Raw genomic sequence first — 18,187 nt, forward strand, 5'->3', positions numbered from 1 at the left:
TCGTCCTCCTCAGTCCGCACAGCCGACGAGCTGCCAGCTACCGTCGGTCCACGAGAAGGACAGGTCGAAGACGCCGGACCGCTCGGAGCCCGTCGCGCCGGAGCCACGGCCGGCCTCGACGCGCCACAGCTCGCGCTCGACGAGCAGGTCGGTGCCGGTCGAGCCGGTGGTCAGGGTGTCGCCGGGGTCGTCCGAGCCGATCACCGCCCGGGCACCCGTGGACTGCCACCATGGGGCCGTCTCCACCCAGTGGGCCAGCACCGAGCGGACCTTCCACAGGCGTCCGTGCCAGAGGAACTGGTCGGGTCCCTCGGCCTCTCCTCGTCGCACCTCGACGGGGTCGTCGTACAGCCTCATGCGTGCCTCCTCACCGCTCGTCGACCCCGCCACCGGCCTCGGTGGCGATGGGGGTCGAGGTCACCGCCACCGAGGCCGTGTCCGAACAGATGTTCGAACAAGGCCAAAGGTACACGCCCCCACCGACAGCGGGTCAAGAGGCGGACGGAGGTGCTGGGGAAAACCTCAGTGCGCGCGCAGGTAGGCGCTGGTGTCCTTGCGCCAGAGGAAGAACACCAGCGCGGCGTACAGGACCATCGAGACCGCCGAGAGGACCTCCAGCAGCACCGGCAGGTGGTTGAGCAGGCCGAGCGCCGCGACGAGCACCCCGAAGACCGCCATCAGCGTCAGCACCAGCCGCGACCAGCCGTGCCCGTCGACGAGGAACGCCGCGAGCACCACCGCGAGCAGCAGGAAGACCACGAACGAGACCACCGCCAGCGGCACGAACTTCGGCACGATCGCGCTGTCCCGCAACGCGTCGATGCCGCCGGAGGCCAGGATCTCCTGGGCGGACGGGTTGCCCTTGGCCCACGAGAGGATCACCTCGTCGCGCTGCACCCAGGTGAGCAGCGCGGTGGCGGCGCTGAGGAGCACGATGGCGACGAGCACGCGCAGGGCGTGGGCGACGGAAGCGGGCACCTGGCGACGCATCAAGACATTTCCCCTCAGGAGTCGAACGGGTGGCTAGGCTCCCCGGCATGGCGAGCGAGCATCCGTCGGTCATCAATTTTCGAGACGAGCTGACCCGGCGCGGCGGCACCGGTGACGTGGTCATCCTGCCCGATGCCGTCCACACCGCCGCACTCGCCGCGGCCGCGCTCGGCTGCGAGGTCGGTGCGATCGCCAACAGCCTGCTCTTCGACGCCGGTGGCGTCCCCGTCCTCATCCTCACCTCGGGCGCGCACCGCGTCGACGTGGCCAAGGCCGCCGACGCCGTCGGCGTACCCGCCCTGGACCGGGCCGCTCCCGACTTCGTCCGCCGGCACACCGGTCAGGTCATCGGCGGCGTCTCCCCCTTCGACCACCCGACGCCCGTGGGCACCTGGATCGACACCGACCTGCGCCGGTACGACGTCGTGTGGGCCGCCGCGGGCCATCCCGCCGCCGTCTTCTCCACGACCTTCGACGAGCTCGTCTCCCTGACCGGGGCCACCGAGATCGAGGTCGCGTGATGGAGTCCCTCTCCCTCGCCTTCACCGGCGGCTGGGCCAGCGGCATCAACGCCTACCTGGTCGTGCTGGTGCTGGGGATCACCGACCGGGTCGACGACGTGGCCGAGATCCCCGACGTGCTGGCCCGCTGGGACGTGCTGGCGGCGGCCGGCTTCATGTTCGCCATCGAGTTCGTCGCCGACAAGATCCCCTGGATCGACTCCACGTGGGACGCGATCTCCACGGCCATCAGGCCCACCGTGGGCGCCGTCATCGGCGTCCTGCTGGCCGGGGACGCCACCTCGCTCGAGACGGCCGTGCTCGGCGTCGTCGGCGGCGGCACCGCGCTCCTCTCGCACCTGGCCAAGGCCGGCGGGCGGCTGGCCGTCAACGGCTCCCCCGAGCCCGTGTCCAACACCGTGGCCAGCGTGACCGAGGACGTCACCGTGCTCGGGGTCGTGTGGCTCGCCGTCGAGCACCCGCAGCTGGCCGCGGCGATCGCCGCGCTGCTCCTCGCGGGCGGGCTGGTGATGCTGGTGGTCCTCGCCCGCTTCGTGCGGCGGGGCTGGCGGAGGTGGAAGGGCCGCGAGCCGGTCCGCCAGCACTAGGCCGCCAGACCGCCCCGCCCAGGCCCTAGGGTGCTCGCCATGGCGCGCGTGGTGGTGGTCGGTGGGGGGTTCGGCGGGCTCGCCTCGGCCGCCCGGCTTTCCAAGCTGGGGCACGCGGTCACCCTCGTCGAGCAGGCTCCGACGCTCGGGGGTGCCCTGTCGACCGTGACCCGCGACGACGGCTTCGCCTGGGACGCCGGCCCCACCACGACGCTCCTCCCGGCGGTGGTCCGCGACCTGTTCCGCAAGACCGGCCGCCCCCTGGAGCGGGAGCCCGGCGACGTGGACCTGGTCGCCCGCGACCTCGTGCGCGAGCACCGCTTCGAGGACGGCTCCGCGCTGCGGCTGCCGGGCGGTTCGCGAGCAGCACAGCTGGCCGCCTTCGACGCGCTCGGCCCGGGACTCGGCGAGCAGTGGGTCGGCTACGTCGCGTCGTACTCCGACACGTGGGACCTGCTGCGCCGCGACTACCTCGAGCGACCGTGGGACCCCACGCTCGCGCCCCGGGCGCTCACCAACCTGCTGACCAGCCGCGAGGTGCTGCACCGGCGGCTGCGCAAGACCTTCCGCGACGACCGCCTGCGTCTGGTCGCAGGCCACCCCTTCGTCGCCGACGGCCACGACCTGCGCAACGTCCCCGTCTGGCAGGGGGTCGTGTCGTACGTCGAGCAGCGGTTCGGCGCGTGGACGGTCCCGGGCGGCATCGCCACCCTCGGGACGGTGCTGGCCGACCGCCTGGGCACCCGCGGTGTCACCGTCCTGACCGGCACGACCGCCCACGACCTGGTCCTGCGCGCGGGCCGGGTGGCGGCGGTCGCCACCTCGGCCGGCGAGCTCGACGCCGACCTGGTGGTCTGCGCCGTCGACCCGAGGCGGCTGCCGGCCCTGGCCCGCCACGTCGAGCGCACCATGCCCGCGATCCCGCCGGTCGTGTGCCACGTCGGCCTCTCCGACGCCCGCTCCCTGCCTGACCTGCCGCACGAGGTCGTGCTCCACGGCGACCCGATGCTCGTCGTCCGCACCGGTGGCCGGGCCCCGGACGGCGCGGCGGCGTGGACCGTCCTGGGCCGCGGCCGGCTCGCCGAGGACGTCCTCGACGCGCTGGCGCGGCACCGGATCGACCTCCGGGACCGCGTCGTCGTACGGGTGGACCGGTCGCCGCGCGACCTCGTCGACGCGTGGGGCGGCTCGCCGCTCGGCGTGCTGTGGCAGGGGCGTGCCACGACCCGCAGGCGCCTCGGCCCCACCACCCCGGTCCCGGGCGTGTACGCCGCTGGGGCGCACGCGACGCCCGGCTCGGGGCTGCCGTTCGTCGGCCTCTCGGCCGCCCTGGTCGCCCAGGCGATCGGCCCGGCGGACCGGCCCGACCCGAGTCGGCCCTGACTCAGGCGAGCAGCCAGGTGACGGTCACGGCACCGTGGACCGAGGTCTCACCGGGCTCGAGCCGGGCCGTGGCCTCGGCCACCCTGAGGGCCACCGGCGCCGGCCCACCCGGACCTTGCGACCCGCCCTCGGCGATGGCCACCACCTCGCCCAGCGTCGCCCCCGCCAGGGCGGCGAGGTGGGCCGCGTGCGCCCGGGCGTCGTCCCACGCCGCCTCGGCCGCGGTCGCGCGGGCGGCAGAGGTGTCGCCCACGTCCAGGGAGACGCCGTCGACCACGAGGGCATCGCCGACGGCGTGGGCCAGCTCGGACAGCAGCTCGCCCGCCTCCTCGACGGACTCGCAGCGGACCGCCAGCGAGTGGCGTGCCTCGAAGCCTCCCGCGCTGCCCTCGTGGTCGTGACACGGCCACACGCTCAGTCCCGTCGACCCGGGCACCAGGTCACGTCCGCGGGCGACCTCGACCACCCGGTCGGACGACGTCGACACGCCGGACAGCGCCTCGGCCACCCCGGCGGCGCGACACGCGGTCGCCACGCGCACCACGGCCGAGTCGGGCACCACGGTGGCGGTGCCGTGGCCGGTCACGGTGACGGTGCGGGAGGGGTCCATGCGTGCACCGTAGCGATCCCCCGCCCCGTCGGGAGGGAATCAGACGCTGATGCGCAGGGCGGAGAAGATCTCCCGCGTCGCCCGGGACCGGTTGAGCGTGTAGAAGTGCAGCCCCGGGGCGCCGGCGTCCAGCAGGGCCTCGCACAGCTCGGCGGCCATCGCGATCCCCTCGGCACGCAGGCCGGCCGGGTCGTGCTCGTACGGCGTGAGCCGCGTGCGCACCGCGTCGGGCACCGGGTGCCCCGAGAGCTCGGCCATCCGGGAGACCTGGCGCAGGTTGAGGATCGGCATGATCCCGGGCAGCAGCGGGATGTCGACCCCGACCGCGGCCGAGCGCTCGAGCAGGCCGGCATAGTCGTCGGCCGAGAACACCATGTCGGTGATCGCGAACTCGGCACCCGCCTGCTGCTTGGCCAGCAGCACCCGGGCGTCCTCCTCGAGGGACGCGGCCGAGGGGTGGCCCAGCGAGAACGCCGCGACCGCGACGGCGAAGTCACCGCGCCGGCTGGCCAGCTCGACGAGCTCGCTGGCGTAGGACAGGCCACCCTCGGTGGGCGTCCAGTCGGCTCGCGGACCGTCCTCCGGGTCGCCCCGCAGGGCGAGCACGTTGGCGACGCCGGCCTCGGCGTAGCTGTCGAGGATCGCCTCGAGCTCGTCACGGGTGTGGCCCACGCAGGTGAGGTGGCCGACTGGCACCAGGGAGGTCTCGCGGGCGATCCGGCCGGTGATCCGCACGGTCGTGTCGCGCGAGCTGCCGCCCGCGCCGTACGTCACCGAGACGAACGTCGGGTCGTAGGGCTCGAGCTCGGTGATGGCCCGCCAGAGCTGCTCCTCGCCCTCGGCGTCCTTGGGCGGGAAGAACTCGAACGAGAACGAGCGCTCGCCGTCCTCGATGCGCTGGCGCATGCTCCGTCCGCGTCCCTGGATCATGTGCCCAGCCTAGGTTTGCGGCGGGTGCGGGACCGCATCCGTCCACTGGTTAGGCTCCCGGAGTGACCAGCCCGGTGAGCATGCAGTGGGACCCCGCCGACTTCCGTGAGCGGATCCAGAAGGTGCTCGACGCCTTCCTCGACGAGCAGGCCGCCCGCCTCGCGCCCCTCGGCGAGGACGCGTCCCGGCTCATCACCGAGGCCCGCACCAGCGTCCGCGGCGGCAAGCGCTTCCGGGCGGCGTTCTGCTACTGGGGCTACCGCGCGATCCGGCCCGAGGTCCCCGACGAGGATGCGCTCGCCCGCGCCTGCGCGGCCCTCGAGCTGCTGCACGCCAGCGCCCTGGTCCACGACGACTACATGGACGCTTCCGACACCCGGCGGGGCCGCCCGGCGGCCCACCGAGCGTTCGAGGCCGAGCACCGCGCCGCCGGCTGGCGCGGTCGTCCCGACCAGTACGGCGCGGCCGCAGCGATCCTGCTCGGCGACCTGCTGCTGGGCTGGGCCGAAGAGCTGCTGCGCCGCTGCGGGCTGCCCGTCGCGTCCGTCGTACCCGCGCTCGAGGTCTTCGACCTGTGTCGCACGGAGGTCATCGCCGGTCAGTTCCTCGACGTGTCCGTGCAGGCCCGCGCACACGCCGACGTCGACACCGCGATGACCGTGCTGCGCTACAAGTCCGCCAAGTACTCCATCGAGCGCCCGCTGCACGTGGGAGCGGCCCTCGCGGGGGCGACGCCCGCCCAGCTCGAGGACCTGAGCCGCTTCGGCCTGCCGCTCGGCGAGGCCTTCCAGCTGCGCGACGACCTGCTCGGGGTGTTCGGCGACCCGGCGACCACCGGCAAGCCCGCCGGCGACGACCTCGTCGAGGGCAAGCGCACCGTGCTCGTCGCCCTGGCGCTCGACGGCACGGACCGGGAGGCCGCCCGGCGCCTCGACGCCGCGCTCGGTACCGACCTCGACGAGGCGGCGGTGGCCGACCTGCGAGACATCATCGACCGCTCGGGCGCGCACGCGCAGGTCGAGGAGGTGATCGGGGCGCTCGCCGAGCGCGCGGTCGCGGCCCTCGACACCCCGACCGTCGACGACGCGGCGCGCGGCGTGCTGCGCGACCTGGCCGCGGCCGCGACCCAGCGCACGGTCTGACGCGGGCGCGCGGTCCGGGGCCGGACCCTCAGTCCAGGCTGGGGAGGCCGACCACCTCGGGGCCCTCGCCGCGCAGCAGCACGGCGAACGGCACTCCCCGGTCGGCGTTGACCCGCGACCCGAGCACGCTCAGGGCGATGCTGAAGGCCTTCTCGTCGTCGCGCGCCAGCGTGGCCCAGCCGTCCCACAGCAGCACCACGCCCTCGGTCCCGTCGCCGATGTCGTGGAGGCAGTCGGCCAGGGCGTCGAAGTTCTGGCCGTACCAGTCGGGGAAGCCGAGCGCGTCGCCCACACCGGCGAGGAAGTCGGCCTTGCCGCCCTCCACCCAGCCGTCGACGTGGCCGAAGCCCCAGCCCGCGTGCTCGACCCCGCGCCGCACGTCCTCGACGTCGAAGGCGCCGTGCCACAGGTAGATGCCGGGGTCGACCCGGCCGGACAGCAGTGCGGCGAGACCGCTCATCGGGCGATCCTCTCGAAGGAGCGGTAGTGGTCCTCGGTCCAGTAGAGCTCGCCCTCGTCGCCGGCCACGATGCGCCGGGCGCCGCGGTCCTGGGAGCCCGGGGTGGGCACGGTGTACTCGGCGTAGTAACCCATCTGCCTGTCGGGCAGGAGGTCCTCCCGGTTGCCGAACGTGCCGCCGTCCTCGTCCTCCGGGAACGGACCGCCGGCGTCGATCAGCTCCACCGTCTCCGCCGCCTCGGGCGGGAGCTGGGCGAGCAGCACGAACGGCAGCCCGCTCGCGGGGTCCGTGTCGGGACGCTCCGTGGCCGCCGGACCGCCCTGGGTCCACCAGACGACAGAGGCCATGACCAGCGCCAGCAGCAGTCCGACGAGACTTCGCTGGCGTGTGCGCATGACCGGTCAGGCTAGCGGAGTCAGTAGCCCAGGACCTGGGCGCGCCGCTTGACCTCGGAGCCGCGGTTCTCGCGCAGCGCGTCGATCGGGCGGCCCGGCAGGTCGTCGTCGGTGTAGATCCAGGCGATGCACTCGCGGTCGTCGAAGTGGCGGTCGTGGAGCAGGGTCAGCAGGCCGGGCAGGCCCTTGACCACGAGCCCGTCCTGGATGAAGTCCGCCGGCACCCGCGGCCCGGCCCCGGGCTTCGGGACGGCCCCGGCGAGCTCGTGGTCCTTGATCATGGTGCGCACCTTGGCAGGGGTGACGCCGAGGGCCTCCGCGGCCTGGTCCCAGGTCAACCAGTCGTGGACGAGGGCGTCGAGGTCGGCCTCGGACAGGGGTACGTCGCTCATGGGACGCAGTTTTCCACGCACAGGCTCCCCGAGCCGATTCACGCCGTCCCGCGCACCCGCCCCGACACGCCCGGGGCGGCCGCAACTGGTCTGGACCGGTCCACCTGCGTAACGTCGAGCGCTCGTTGCGACGCCTTCCCCTCGGCCTCCCCGTGAGTCCGGGCGTCGCCACGAGGACGAGGAGAACCACGTGCGACGACCCCCGCCCGGCGCCCGGGCGCGCCGCCTGATCGGCGCCGCCGCTGCGCCCACCGCCCTCGCGGTCGCCCTGGCGCTGGCGCCCGTCACCCCCGCGGCCGCCGACCACGAGCGCCTCCCCCAGGGACGCGACCTGCGGACCTACACCGTCCGGGCCGGCGACACCGTGACCGGCCTCGCGGTGCGTTTCCACGCCTGGACCGCGGAGCTGGTCTCCCACAACCACCTCGACTCCTCCGGGAGCCTGCGCGTCGGCCAGCGGATCGAGATCCCAGTGGTCACGAAGGCCCGGGACAAGGACCGTGACAAGAACAAGAACAAGGGCAAGAACAAGGGCAAGAACAAGGGCAAGAACAAGGACAAGGGCGGCCAGGGCGCCGGCTCGACCTCCTCGTCGGCCGGAAACCCCTCACGCGACCGGGTGCGGCGCACGATCACCCGGGCCGCCAACCACCGCGGCGTCGACCCGCAGCTCGCGCTGGCCATCGCCTGGCAGGAGTCGGGGTGGCAGATGCACCACGTCTCCAGCGCCGGGGCGATCGGCGCGATGCAGGTCCTCCCCGGCACCGGGCGCTGGATGGAGTACTACGCCGGTCGCGACCTGCGCCTCCGGGTCCTCAAGGACAACGCCACCGCGGGCGTGCTGCTGCTCGGTGTCCTCGACGACCACACCCGCACGCGCCGGCACATGATCGGCGCCTACTACCAGGGCCTCGGCGCCCTCCGGGAGCACGGCCTGTACGACGAGACCAAGGCCTACGTCGCCAACGTGCAGGCCATCCGGAAGCGCCTCGAGGCCGGCCGCCCGCCGGCCTGAGCGGCGTACCGGAGCAGGCTGCGCCACGCCGGGACCGGGCTCGGGGCCCGGGTAGCGCCCGCTGATTCGTACGATGGGGCCACCGGATCCTTCCCCGTCCGGCGATGGAGGTCGAGCTGTGGAGCCGAGAGTCGAGCCCCGCGACGAGCCGACCGGGCCCGCCCACGGCCCGGCGCGCGGTGTCGAGGCGAGGCGTGGTGCTGCCGACGCGCTCGTCGGCCGGCTCCTCGACGGCCGCTACCGCATCGGCGGTCGCATCGCCCGCGGCGGCATGGCGAGTGTCTACGAGGCCACCGACATCCGCCTCGACCGCACCGTCGCCGTCAAGGTGATGCACCCCGGCCTCGGTGACGACGACGACTTCGCCCAGCGCTTCGTGCGCGAGGCCCGCGCGGCCGCCCGGCTCAACCACCCCCACGTCGTGGGTGTCTACGACCAGGGTGACGACGACGGCACGGTCTTCCTCGCCATGGAGTACGTCCCCGGGCACACGCTGCGCGACGTCATCCGCAAGGAGTCGCCGATGGCCCCGATCCGGGCGCTAGCGCTCCTCGAGCCGGTCGTCTCGGCCCTGGCCGCGGCCCACCGCGCCGGGCTCATCCACCGCGACGTCAAGCCGGAGAACGTGCTCATCGCCGACGAGGCGCACGGCGGCGGCGTCAAGGTCGCCGACTTCGGGCTGGCCAAGGCCGTCAGCGCCGACACGCAGCACACCGCCACCGGCGGCGTGCTGATCGGCACCGTGTCCTACCTCGCCCCCGAGCTGGTCGTCGACGGCCGCGCCGACGCCCGTGCCGACGTGTACGCCGCGGGCGTGGTCCTCTACGAGCTGCTCACCGGCCGCAAGCCGCACGAGGGCGAGAGCCCGATCCAGGTCGCCTACCGCCACGTCCACGAGGACGTCCCCGCACCGTCCGCGCTGCACCCGGAGCTCCCGGCGTACGTCGACGCGCTGGTCGCCCGCGCCACCAGCCGCGACCGCACCCAGCGTCCCGCCGACGCGAGCGTGCTCCTGCACCAGATCCACCGCGTCTCCCAGGCCCTGCGCGAGGGCGTCACCGACGACCCCGAGCTCACCGCCGACCTCAGGCCCGTCGCGCCGTACGTCCACGACGAGGACGAGGAGACCGGCGAGGACACCACGCCGGAGCCCTTCGACCCGGTCGAGATGGCCAACCTCAGCGCACGGCTCCAGCCGCCGCCCGGGGACCCGCGGGCGGAGATCGTCGACGACGGCCACACGACCGCCTTCGACCGCACCGCCGTCACCGCTGTCGCGGCGCCGCCCGCACGTCCGGTCGCCGGGCCGCCCGACGTACGCCGCCCCAGCGCGCCGGCCCCCGTGGTCACGAACGCCCGCAAGCGGTCCGTCAAGGGACCCCTCGCGCTGCTGCTCGCCGTGCTGCTCGTCGCCGCCCTCGGCGGCGGCGCCTGGTGGCTGGGCTGGGAGCGCTACACCGTCACCCCCGGGGTGCTGGGCGTCGACGCCGCGACCGCCTCCGCCGAGCTCGACAAGGCCGGCCTGGACGCAGAGGAGGGCGACCCGCGCTACTCCGAGACCGTCGCTGCGGGGCTGGTGCTCGGCACCGACCCCGAGCCCGGCGACCGGGTGCTCGACGGCGGCATCGTCACGCTGGTCCTGTCGCTGGGTCCCGAGCGCTACGAGGTGCCCGCGCTCGCCGGGATGACCGAGGACCAGGCGCAGGACGCGCTGGCCCAGGGCAACCTCGGGTTCGGCGAGAGCACCGAGAAGTTCTCCGACACGGTGCCGGCCGGGCAGGTCCTGAGGACCCAGCCGAGGGCCGGGGAGGTCCTCAAGCCCGACACCCCGGTCGACCTGGTCGTCAGCAAGGGCCGCCGGCCGATCGAGATCCGCGACTGGACCGGCGAGGACGCCGAGGAGGCGACCGCCGCGCTGGAGAGGCGCAAGCTGGTCGTCGAGGTCACCGGGGAGGAGTACAGCGACACCGTCGCCGAGGGCGACGTCATCTCGCAGAACCCGACGGTCGGACCGCTCTACAAGGGCGACACCGTCCAGCTCGTCGTCTCCCAGGGGCCCGAGCTCGTCGAGGTCCCCCGGGTCGTCGCGATGGGCGTCGACGCGGCCACCGAGCGGCTCGAGTCGCTGGGCTTCCAGGTCGACGTGGAGAACAGCGACAACTACATCGGCGTCGGCTTCGTCTTCAGCTCCGACCCCTCCGCCGGGACCATGGCGCCCAAGGGCTCCACGATCACGCTCTACCTCATCTGAGCCCCTACCCTCCTCAGGTGACACCCGAGCTCCGCAACCCGATCGGCACACACGTCACCGTGGGCAAGGGGCTCGTCGCGGGTGCCCTCGCGCGGGTCGACGAGGTCGGTTACGAGACGCTCCAGGTCTTCACCGGCAACCCCCGCGGCTGGGCGCACTCCCCGGGCCGCCCGGCGGAGGACGAGCGCTTCCGCGAGGAGTGCGCGCGACGCGGCCTGCGCGCCTTCATCCACGCGCCGTACCTCGTCAACCTCGGCTCCCCCACCCCGCTGACCTGGGAGCGCTCGGTGGGCGTCGTCGCCCACAACCTGCGGCGCGCGGTCGAGATCGGCGCGGAGGGCGTGGTCGTCCACACCGGCTCGTACGTCGACCCGACCGGGTCCCGCGAGCAGTACGACGCCGCGATGCGCCGGGTGCGCGAGGGACTGCTGCCCGTACTGGAGGCCCTGGACGGTGATGACGCCCCGTGGCTGCTGCTCGAGCCGACGGCCGGCCAGGGGCAGTCGCTGTGTGCCGGGGTCGACGACCTCGAGCCCTACCTCGACGCCCTCGACCACCACCCGCGCGCGGGGATCTGCCTCGACACCTGCCACGTCTTCGCGGCCGGGGCGCCCCTCGACGAGCCCGGCGGGGCGACCGCCACCGTGGACCGGATCGTGGAGATCGCAGGGCCCGACCGGCTCCGGCTGATCCACGCGAACGACTCGATGGACGTCCGCGGCGCCTTCAAGGACCGGCACCAGCGCATCGGCGAGGGCCACATCGGCACCGATGCCTTCCGCGAGCTCTTCGCCCACCCGGCGACGGCGGGTGTCCCCTTCGTCCTGGAGACGCCCGGCTCGCGCGAGGTGGGCAATCCCGACCTCGAGGTGCTGCGGCAGCTGCGGGCGGAGGCGACGGCGTGAGCGAGCGGCGTACGTCCCTGCTGGCCACCCTGGCCCTCCTCGCGATGACCGCGGCCTGGGGATCCACCTTCTTCCTCATCAAGGACCTGCTCGACCGGGTGCCCACGCTGGACTTCCTCGCGGTGCGGTTCGCGATCGCCAGCGTGGCGATGCTCCTCGTCGCCCCGCGCGCCGTGGCGCGCCTCTCACCGGTGGCGCGCCGGCACGCCATCGTCCTGGGCATGCTGTACGGCGTCGCCCAGATCCTCCAGACCGCCGGGCTCGCGCACACCGCGGCCAGCGTCAGCGGCTTCATCACCGGCATGTACGTCGTGCTGACGCCGGTCTTCGCGGCGCTGATCCTGCACACCCGGATCACCGCCGTCACGTGGGCCGCGGTCGCACTGGCGACCGTGGGACTTGGCGTGCTGACGCTGAGCGGCTTCAGCCTCGGGTACGGCGAGGCGATCACCCTGGTGTCGGCGGTGCTCTACGCGCTGCACATCGTCGGGCTCGGCGCGTGGTCGACCCCGCGCGACGCGGTCGGCATGTCGATCCTGCAGATCGTGGTGATCACCGTGGTGTGCTTCGTGGCCACCGTGCCCGACGGGATCGTGCTGCCGTCCACCGGCCGGGACTGGCTCTCGGTCGTCTACATGGCGCTCATCGCCGGCGCGCTCGCCATGCTCGGGCAGACCTGGGCGCAGGCGCACCTGCCGCCGACGCGGACCGCGATCATCATGAGCATGGAGCCGGTCTTCGCCGCATCCTTCGCCGTGTGGCTCGGCGGGGAGGGCGTCACCTCCCGGCTGGTCGTCGGCGGCCTGATGGTGCTGACCGCCATGCTCGTCGTGGAGCTCGTGCCGAGGCGCAAGGTCGAGGCCGAGGTCTCCCACATCGCCGTCTGACCGGCAAAGCCCGGGCGCCGTGACGGCCCACCCCCTAGGATTTCGTCCATGAGCACCTGTGCACGGTGCGGCCATGAGCTCGGGGTGGGCCGCTTCTGCACCAACTGCGGGCACCCGATCGGCCAGCCCGTCCCCGAGTCCGAGGTGCTCCCCCGCCTCGACGACGCGTCGTACGCCGCCTCCTCCGCCGACCCGGCGCGTGCCGGACTCCCCTCGTGGCTGATCGCGGTGGTCGGCGCGGTCCTGGCACTGGTCCTCGTCGTGGTGCTCGTCATCTGGCTCGGCGGCGACGACGACGAACCCTCCGGTGCCTCCTCCGGGCCCGCCACCAGCGCCCCCTCCGAGCCCGGCGGCACGGGTCCGGCCCCACGACCGGCCAACGTCGCCGCGACGACCCGCATCGAGGCCCCCGAGCCCGCGCCCGCCACCACCGACCTCGACGGCAGCCTGGTCGGCTACGCCGCCGAGCAGATGGTCGACGGGGTCCCGCAGACCACGTGGCGCACCGGCGGCGACGCCTCGGGCTCCACGATCCTGTTCACCCTGCGCCGCCCGACGTCTCTGACCCGTGTCGGCCTGGTCAACGGCTACGCCAAGCAGGTGCCCAACGGCGCCACCCTCGTCGACTGGTATCCCCTCAACCGACGGATCACCTCCGTCGAGTGGGTCTTCGACGACGGCACCACGGTGGGCCAGGACCTGCGCGAGGTGCGCCGCATGCAGGGGGTCCGGATCGACGCGGTGACCACCCGCACGGTCCAGCTGCGGATCCTCGGCGTCACCGACCCCGGGGCGGGTCCGCTGGGCCGCGACTACACGGCGATCAGCGAGGTCATGCTCTCGGGCACCCGCGCCTGAGGCCCGGTGACGGCGCGACGGCCGGACCCCGGTCGGGGCCCGGCCGTCGCGTCGTACGGCTGGGGTCACTTCACCTCGGACCGCATCACCAGGGCCAGGCCCACGGCGAGCGGGGCGACGAGCCAGATGAGGCCGCTGGTGCCGAGCTGCGCCCAGTACTCCCCCGTCATCGTCTGGTCGAAGAGCCGGGTGGATGCCATGTTGAAGTCGACCCAGGGCTGGATGTCGGCGAACCACGACTGGACGCCGGCGAGCAGCATCAGCAGGCCGGGCAGGACCAGCGAGTAGACGAAGTACGTCACGATCGCGGCGGCCGAGCTGCGCAGCAGCACGCCGAGCATGAAGCCGATGGTCATGCCGAGCACCTGCGCCAGCACGATCTGGGAGAACTCGGTCACCGAGATGTTCCAGTCCGTAGGGACGCCGACGATGGCGGAGCCGAGCAGGTTGCCGAGGGCACCGATCCCCAGCGCCACGAACATCGAGACCACGCCCACCAGGACCGCGGCGATCCCCTTGCCGGCGATGGTGCGACCGCGGCGCGGGATCATCGTGTACGTCGTGAGGCCGGTGCGCTGGGTGTACTCACCGGTCACGGACAGGATCGCGATCATCGGCAGGATCACCGACATCGGGACCCCGATGGCGCTGGCGAAGAGCTCGAAGTCGATGTCGGCGTCCGGGGCGAAGAGGATCGCCGCGCCCGTCGCGAGGACCGACAGGATGGCGATGCTCATCAGCATCCAGAAGCCGGCGCGGGTGTCGAACATCTTGCGCAGCTCGACCCCCACGATCCGGCCCATGCCGATCGGCGGGACGACCTTGCGCTCACGCGCGGTCGCCGTGGTGGGGAGGGTCGTGGGCTGGACGGTCGTGGCGGTCATGCCGCTGCTCCTTCTCGCTGGGTGTCGGAGGTGAGCTCGAGGAACATGTCCTCGAGGCCGGCGCCGTCGCCGGACCTCAGCTCGGTGAGGGGGACGCCCGCGCCGAGGGCGACGCGACCGACCAGGTCGGGGGTGGCGTCGGTGCGCAGGCCGCCGTCGACGGCACTGCACGAGACGCCCGCGGCGGTCAGGGCCCGGCCGAGCACCTCGGCGTCAGGGGTGCGGACGAGGGTGCCGGCCCCGGCGAGCAGCTCGGCCTTGGTGCCCTGGGCGACGATCCGCCCGTGGCCGATCACCACGATGTCGTCGGCGATCACCTCGATCTCGTGGAGGAGGTGCGACGACAGCAGCACGGTGCCGCCCCGCTGCGCGAAGTCGCGCAGCAGGTCGCGCATCCAGCGGATGCCCGCCGGGTCGAGGCCGTTGGCCGGCTCGTCCAGGATCAGCACCCGCGGGTCGCCGATGAGGGCGGCTGCGATGCCGAGCCGCTGCCGCATGCCGAGGGAGTAGTTGCGGACCCGGCGGCCCGCCTCCTGCGGCGTGAGGCTGACCAGGTCGAGCATCTCGTCGACGCGGCCCTTCGGCAGCCCCATGGTGCGCTGGGCGATGGTCAGGATCTCGCGGCCGGTGCGTCCGGCGTGCTGGGCGGAGGCGTCGAGGAGGACGCCCACCTCGTGGCCGGGGTTGGTCAGGTCGACGAAGCGGGCGCCGTCGATGAGGGCGGAGCCGGAGGTGGCCGGGGTGAGGCCGACCATGATCCGCATGGTGGTGGACTTGCCGGCGCCGTTGGGGCCGAGGAAGCCGGTGACCCGGCCGGGCCGGGCGGTGAAGGTGACGTCGTCGACGGCCGTGAAGCCGCCGTACTTCCGGGTGAGTGACTCGACTGTGATCATGGGCCCCACGCTCTCCCGGGGCGGGCACCGCGCACATCGGGGACAACGCTGGGAACGACCACGGCCGCACCCTGAGGTCGTCTCGGGGTCGCCCCCGACCCGCACCTAGGCTGGTGGCGTGCCGCGCACCGTCATCACCGCCATCACCGAGCCCGCCCAGGTCGCAGCGGCCGTGCAGGTCTGGGCCGCGGCCCGCGAGGCCGTGGGAGGCAGGCCGACCGCGGCCCGCCGTGAGCGGGTGGAGGCCAGGGTCCGCGACAGCGGCCTCGCCATGCTGGCGACGTACGGCGACAAGCCGGCCGGGATGGTCGTGGCCGAGCCGTACGCCGAGGGCGGGGTCGTCGACCCCACGTGCGGGCACGTGGCGATGGTGTTCGTGGAACCCGGCTACTGGGGCAGCGGGATCGGGGGCGCCCTGCTGCGTGCCCTCCAGTCACCGCCCGACGGCACCGCCTGGACGCGGCTGAGCGTCTGGACCCGGGCCACCAACCGGCGTGCGCTGCGCCTCTACGGCTCGAGCGGGTTCGTCGACACCGGCGACCGCTCCAGCCTGCACGAGGGCGAGGAGATCATCCGCCTGGAGTGGCGGCGACCCGGCTGAGCACGGCTGCGGCGCGACGCGCGTCGTCGGCGCTGATGTCGAGGTGCGTCACGAGGCGTACGGCGCGTGGTCCGACCGGCGCGACCCGCACGCCCTGCTCCGCCGCGTCGGCCACGAACCGGGCGGCGTCGTCCCGCTCGACGACCACGATGTTGGTGTCCACGGTGTCGGGGTCGACCCCGCACGCCTCGGCGAGCAGCCGGGCGTGCGCGTGGTCGTCGGCCAGCCGCTCGACGTGGTGGTCGAGGGCGTGCAGGCCGGCCGCGGCGAGTATGCCGACCTGGCGCATGCCGCCGCCGAGGCGCTTGCGCCACACCCGGGCCTCACCGATCGCGTCGCGGTCGCCGATCATCAGGGAGCCGATGGGCGCGCCCAGTCCCTTGGACAGGCAGACGGCCATCACGTCGGCGACCGCGCCGTAGTCGGCGAAGGGCGTGCCGCTCGCGACGTGCGCGTTCCAGATCCGCGCGCCGTCCATGTGGATGCGGGTGTCGACGCCGTCGGCCCAGGCGCGCAGGGCGCGGAGGTCCTCGATGGGCAGCACGGCACCGCCGGCGAAGTTGTGCGTGCACTCCACGGAGACCGCGGCGGTGGCCACGAAGAACGGGCCCATGTCCGGTGCGTGGAGGTGCTCGATCGCGGCCAGGTCGACCTGCCCGCGCGGGTGGGTCCAGGTGCGCATGGTCAACCCGGTGATCGCGCCGTGGGCCCCGAGCTCGGCGCGGGCGATGTGCGCGCTGGACTCGCACAGCACCTCCTGGCCGACGCCCACGACGCTGCGCACGGCCAGGACGTTGGCCAGTGAGCCGGTCGGGGTGAAGAGCGCCGCCTCGTGGCCGAACATCTCCGCCACCCGGTCCTCGAGCGCGTTGACCGTGGGGTCCTCGGCGTAGACGTCGTCACCGACCTCGGCGCTCGCCATCGCGGCGCGCATCGCCTCGGTCGGACGGGTCAGGGTGTCGGAGCGGAGGTCGATCACGGGCTCATCCCATCACGAGCCCCCCGGCTGCTCGCGGGAGCGGTGAGCAGGCGACATCTCGCGGCGTACGACGGTGGCTCACCCACCGCCGCCAGCGTCAGGTCACGCCGTCCTTGCTCGCAACATCTCGGCGACGAGGAAGGCGAGCTCGAGGGACTGGACGCGGTTGAGGCGCGGGTCGACGACGGACTCGTAGCGGTGCGCCAGCCCGTGCTCGTCGATCTCCTCGCCGCCGCCCACGATCTCGGTGACGTCGTCGCCGGTCATCTCGACCATCATCCCGCCGGGGACGGTGCCGAGGGCGCGGTGCACGTCGAAGAAGCCCTGGATCTCGTCGAGCACGTCGTCGAAGCGGCGGGTCTTGTAGCCCGTGGACGCCTCGAAGGTGTTGCCGTGCATCGGGTCGCTGACCCAGGCCACCTGGACGCCCTCCGCGGTGACCTTCTCGACCAGCGGCGGAAGACCGTCGCGGACCTTGCCGGCGCCGAAGCGGGTGATGAAGGTGAGCCGACCGGGCTCGTTGTCCGGGTTGAGGCGGGCGGCCAGCGCGAGGGCCTCGTCGGGGGTCGCGGTCGGGCCGAGCTTGCAGCCGATCGGGTTGCGGATGTGGCGGAAGTACTCCACGTGCGCGCCGTCGAGCTGGCGGGTGCGCTCGCCGATCCAGACCATGTGCCCCGACACGTTGTAGGGCAGCTGGGTGCGGGAGTCGATGCGCGTCATCGCGTGCTCGTACTCCAGCAGCAGCGCCTCGTGGCTGGAGTGGAAGTCGACGCGGTGGAACTCGTCCGGGTCGGCGCCGATGGCCTTCATGAAGGTCAGGGCACGCTCGATCTCGCCGGCCATCAGCTCGTAGCGCTGGGCGTAGGGCGACTCGCGGACGAAGTCGTTGTTCCAGGTGTGCACCTGGCGCAGGTCGGCGTAGCCGCCGGTCACGAAGGCACGGACCAGGTTGAGCGTGGCCGCGGACGAGTTGTAGACGTCCACGAGCCGCTGGGGGTCGGGGATGCGCGACTCGGGCGTGAAGTCGAAGCCGTTGACGGCGTCGCCGCGGTAGGCCGGGAGGGTGACCCCGTCGCGGGTCTCCATGTCGCTCGAGCGGGGCTTGGCGTACTGGCCGGCGAGGCGGCCGAGCTTCACGACCGGGACCGAGGCGGCGTACGTCAGGACGACGGCCATCTGGAGGAGGACCCGCAGCTTGTTGCGGACGTTGTCGGCGGTGACGCCGTCGAAGGTCTCCGCGCAGTCACCACCGGCGAGCAGGAACGCCTCGCCGCGACTGACGGCGGCAATCTTGTCCTTGAGCTCGTCGCACTCCCCCGCAAACACGAGCGGCGGCACGGTCCGCAGCCGCTCGACGGCCTTGGTCACGGCTGCCTGGTCGGGGTAGGTCGGCTGCTGGGCAGCGCCGATGGCGTGCAACTGCTCGAGGGTGGGGATGCTCACCACCCAAGGGTACGGCGGCGGGGCGCCGCCGCCCGACTCGTGACCGGTGGGCGGGCCCCCG

General features: G+C 73.4%; 21 protein-coding genes. 10 read left to right on the forward strand and 11 right to left on the reverse strand.

Annotated elements, in window-relative coordinates; genetic code table 11:
• Positions 1-9: 9 nt before the first annotated feature.
• Positions 10-357 carry a DUF6504 family protein gene (locus ASG88_RS00490; protein WP_056885455.1) on the reverse strand — a complete coding sequence of 116 codons (348 nt, stop codon included), beginning with the start codon at positions 355-357 and terminating at the stop codon, positions 10-12.
• 165 nt (positions 358-522) lie between these two features.
• Entirely contained in the window at positions 523-978 is a 456-nt protein-coding gene (locus ASG88_RS00495; protein ID WP_157559492.1) for a hypothetical protein, read from the reverse strand.
• Positions 979-1,037: 59 nt separating this feature from the next.
• On the opposite strand from ASG88_RS00495, the gene ASG88_RS00500 reads away from it, so the two are divergent.
• The 3 genes from ASG88_RS00500 to ASG88_RS00510 are packed head-to-tail and all read left to right on the forward strand — an operon-like array spanning position 1,038 to position 3,481.
• Positions 1,038-1,511 carry a YbaK/EbsC family protein gene (locus ASG88_RS00500; RefSeq protein ID WP_056885457.1) on the forward strand — a complete coding sequence of 158 codons (474 nt, stop codon included), beginning with the start codon at positions 1,038-1,040 and terminating at the stop codon, positions 1,509-1,511.
• Positions 1,511-2,098: a DUF4126 domain-containing protein gene (locus ASG88_RS00505; RefSeq protein WP_056885458.1), complete on the forward strand. Its 588-nt coding sequence runs from the start codon at positions 1,511-1,513 to the stop codon at positions 2,096-2,098. The genes ASG88_RS00500 and ASG88_RS00505 overlap by 1 nt, the downstream gene beginning before the upstream one ends.
• Before the next feature lie 39 nt (positions 2,099-2,137).
• Positions 2,138-3,481, forward strand: a complete 1,344-nt coding sequence (locus ASG88_RS00510; RefSeq protein ID WP_056885459.1) for a phytoene desaturase family protein — start codon at positions 2,138-2,140, stop codon at positions 3,479-3,481.
• Position 3,482: 1 nt separating this feature from the next.
• On the opposite strand, the gene ASG88_RS00515 is transcribed toward ASG88_RS00510, so the two are convergent.
• Positions 3,483-4,091: an SIMPL domain-containing protein gene (locus ASG88_RS00515; RefSeq protein WP_056885460.1), complete on the reverse strand. Its 609-nt coding sequence runs from the start codon at positions 4,089-4,091 to the stop codon at positions 3,483-3,485.
• Positions 4,092-4,130: 39 nt separating this feature from the next.
• The gene (metF, locus tag ASG88_RS00520; protein WP_056885461.1) at positions 4,131-5,021 is read right to left on the reverse strand and encodes a methylenetetrahydrofolate reductase [NAD(P)H]; all 891 of its coding nucleotides are present in this window, start codon (positions 5,019-5,021) and stop codon (positions 4,131-4,133) included.
• Between the two features lie 62 nt (positions 5,022-5,083).
• Between metF and ASG88_RS00525 the strand changes: the two genes are divergently transcribed.
• A complete protein-coding gene (locus tag ASG88_RS00525) occupies positions 5,084-6,163 on the forward strand; it encodes a polyprenyl synthetase family protein (protein WP_235534662.1) in 1,080 nt (359 codons plus the stop codon).
• A gap of 28 nt (positions 6,164-6,191) precedes the next feature.
• Here the strand turns inward: ASG88_RS00525 and ASG88_RS00530 are convergent, their stop codons facing one another.
• Genes ASG88_RS00530 through ASG88_RS00540 form a run of 3 tightly spaced genes read right to left on the reverse strand, consistent with a single transcriptional unit; the run spans position 6,192 to position 7,410 of the window.
• Positions 6,192-6,623 (reverse strand): barstar family protein, encoded by a 432-nt coding sequence (locus tag ASG88_RS00530; RefSeq protein ID WP_056885462.1) that lies wholly within the window; start codon positions 6,621-6,623, stop codon positions 6,192-6,194.
• Positions 6,620-7,018 (reverse strand): ribonuclease domain-containing protein, encoded by a 399-nt coding sequence (locus ASG88_RS00535; protein ID WP_056885463.1) that lies wholly within the window; start codon positions 7,016-7,018, stop codon positions 6,620-6,622. Before ASG88_RS00535 ends, ASG88_RS00530 begins: the two co-directional genes overlap by 4 nt.
• 20 nt (positions 7,019-7,038) lie before the next feature.
• Complete coding sequence (locus ASG88_RS00540; protein WP_056885464.1) at positions 7,039-7,410, reverse strand: Rv2175c family DNA-binding protein; 372 nt, start codon at positions 7,408-7,410, stop codon at positions 7,039-7,041.
• Positions 7,411-7,600: 190 nt separating this feature from the next.
• On the opposite strand from ASG88_RS00540, the gene ASG88_RS00545 reads away from it, so the two are divergent.
• The 5 genes from ASG88_RS00545 to ASG88_RS00565 all read left to right on the forward strand — a co-directional run bounded on the left by ASG88_RS00545 (position 7,601) and on the right by ASG88_RS00565 (position 13,326).
• On the forward strand, positions 7,601-8,425 hold the full coding sequence (locus tag ASG88_RS00545; RefSeq protein ID WP_056885465.1) for a transglycosylase SLT domain-containing protein: 825 nt from the start codon (positions 7,601-7,603) through the stop codon (positions 8,423-8,425).
• Positions 8,426-8,543: 118 nt separating this feature from the next.
• Positions 8,544-10,676, forward strand: a complete 2,133-nt coding sequence (gene pknB / locus ASG88_RS00550) for a Stk1 family PASTA domain-containing Ser/Thr kinase (RefSeq protein ID WP_056885466.1) — start codon at positions 8,544-8,546, stop codon at positions 10,674-10,676.
• 17 nt (positions 10,677-10,693) lie between these two features.
• Positions 10,694-11,581, forward strand: coding sequence for a deoxyribonuclease IV (locus ASG88_RS00555; protein ID WP_200956303.1), 888 nt, complete (start codon positions 10,694-10,696; stop codon positions 11,579-11,581).
• A complete protein-coding gene (locus tag ASG88_RS00560; RefSeq protein ID WP_082599753.1) occupies positions 11,578-12,468 on the forward strand; it encodes a DMT family transporter in 891 nt (296 codons plus the stop codon). The genes ASG88_RS00555 and ASG88_RS00560 overlap by 4 nt, the downstream gene beginning before the upstream one ends.
• Positions 12,469-12,516: 48 nt before the next feature.
• Positions 12,517-13,326 carry an NADase-type glycan-binding domain-containing protein gene (locus tag ASG88_RS00565; RefSeq protein WP_157559493.1) on the forward strand — a complete coding sequence of 270 codons (810 nt, stop codon included), beginning with the start codon at positions 12,517-12,519 and terminating at the stop codon, positions 13,324-13,326.
• 65 nt (positions 13,327-13,391) lie between these two features.
• Here ASG88_RS00565 and ASG88_RS00570 read toward each other — a convergent pair whose 3' ends face one another.
• The gene (locus tag ASG88_RS00570) at positions 13,392-14,210 is read right to left on the reverse strand and encodes an ABC transporter permease subunit (protein ID WP_056885468.1); all 819 of its coding nucleotides are present in this window, start codon (positions 14,208-14,210) and stop codon (positions 13,392-13,394) included.
• Positions 14,207-15,103 carry an ABC transporter ATP-binding protein gene (locus ASG88_RS00575; RefSeq protein ID WP_056885469.1) on the reverse strand — a complete coding sequence of 299 codons (897 nt, stop codon included), beginning with the start codon at positions 15,101-15,103 and terminating at the stop codon, positions 14,207-14,209. Before ASG88_RS00575 ends, ASG88_RS00570 begins: the two co-directional genes overlap by 4 nt.
• 118 nt (positions 15,104-15,221) lie before the next feature.
• On the opposite strand from ASG88_RS00575, the gene ASG88_RS00580 reads away from it, so the two are divergent.
• Positions 15,222-15,704, forward strand: a complete 483-nt coding sequence (locus ASG88_RS00580; protein WP_056885470.1) for a GNAT family N-acetyltransferase — start codon at positions 15,222-15,224, stop codon at positions 15,702-15,704.
• Here ASG88_RS00580 and ASG88_RS00585 read toward each other — a convergent pair.
• Positions 15,673-16,683, reverse strand: a complete 1,011-nt coding sequence (locus tag ASG88_RS00585; protein ID WP_082599754.1) for a threonine aldolase family protein — start codon at positions 16,681-16,683, stop codon at positions 15,673-15,675. The genes ASG88_RS00580 and ASG88_RS00585 overlap by 32 nt on opposite strands.
• Before the next feature lie 102 nt (positions 16,684-16,785).
• Positions 16,786-18,129 carry a class II 3-deoxy-7-phosphoheptulonate synthase gene (locus ASG88_RS00590; protein ID WP_056885471.1) on the reverse strand — a complete coding sequence of 448 codons (1,344 nt, stop codon included), beginning with the start codon at positions 18,127-18,129 and terminating at the stop codon, positions 16,786-16,788.
• Between the last annotated feature and the right edge of the window lie 58 nt (positions 18,130-18,187).

The sequence above is a fragment of the Nocardioides sp. Soil777 genome (genome assembly GCF_001428425.1).
In the GTDB taxonomy this organism is placed as follows: Bacteria; Actinomycetota; Actinomycetes; order Propionibacteriales; family Nocardioidaceae; genus Nocardioides; species Nocardioides terrigena.

What these genes read in the sequence shown, in the direction of transcription:
- ASG88_RS00490 (WP_056885455.1), bottom strand. Translation starts at nt 357, where the DNA reads ATGAGGCTGTACGACGACCCCGTCGAGGTGCGACGAGGAGAGGCCGAG.
- ASG88_RS00500 (WP_056885457.1), top strand. Translation starts at nt 1,038, where the DNA reads ATGGCGAGCGAGCATCCGTCGGTCATCAATTTTCGAGACGAGCTGACC.
- ASG88_RS00505 (WP_056885458.1), top strand. Translation starts at nt 1,511, where the DNA reads ATGGAGTCCCTCTCCCTCGCCTTCACCGGCGGCTGGGCCAGCGGCATC.
- ASG88_RS00510 (WP_056885459.1), top strand. Translation starts at nt 2,138, where the DNA reads ATGGCGCGCGTGGTGGTGGTCGGTGGGGGGTTCGGCGGGCTCGCCTCG.
- ASG88_RS00515 (WP_056885460.1), bottom strand. Translation starts at nt 4,091, where the DNA reads ATGGACCCCTCCCGCACCGTCACCGTGACCGGCCACGGCACCGCCACC.
- metF (WP_056885461.1), bottom strand. Translation starts at nt 5,021, where the DNA reads ATGATCCAGGGACGCGGACGGAGCATGCGCCAGCGCATCGAGGACGGC.
- ASG88_RS00530 (WP_056885462.1), bottom strand. Translation starts at nt 6,623, where the DNA reads ATGAGCGGTCTCGCCGCACTGCTGTCCGGCCGGGTCGACCCCGGCATC.
- ASG88_RS00535 (WP_056885463.1), bottom strand. Translation starts at nt 7,018, where the DNA reads ATGCGCACACGCCAGCGAAGTCTCGTCGGACTGCTGCTGGCGCTGGTC.
- ASG88_RS00540 (WP_056885464.1), bottom strand. Translation starts at nt 7,410, where the DNA reads ATGAGCGACGTACCCCTGTCCGAGGCCGACCTCGACGCCCTCGTCCAC.
- ASG88_RS00565 (WP_157559493.1), top strand. Translation starts at nt 12,517, where the DNA reads ATGAGCACCTGTGCACGGTGCGGCCATGAGCTCGGGGTGGGCCGCTTC.
- ASG88_RS00570 (WP_056885468.1), bottom strand. Translation starts at nt 14,210, where the DNA reads ATGACCGCCACGACCGTCCAGCCCACGACCCTCCCCACCACGGCGACC.
- ASG88_RS00575 (WP_056885469.1), bottom strand. Translation starts at nt 15,103, where the DNA reads ATGATCACAGTCGAGTCACTCACCCGGAAGTACGGCGGCTTCACGGCC.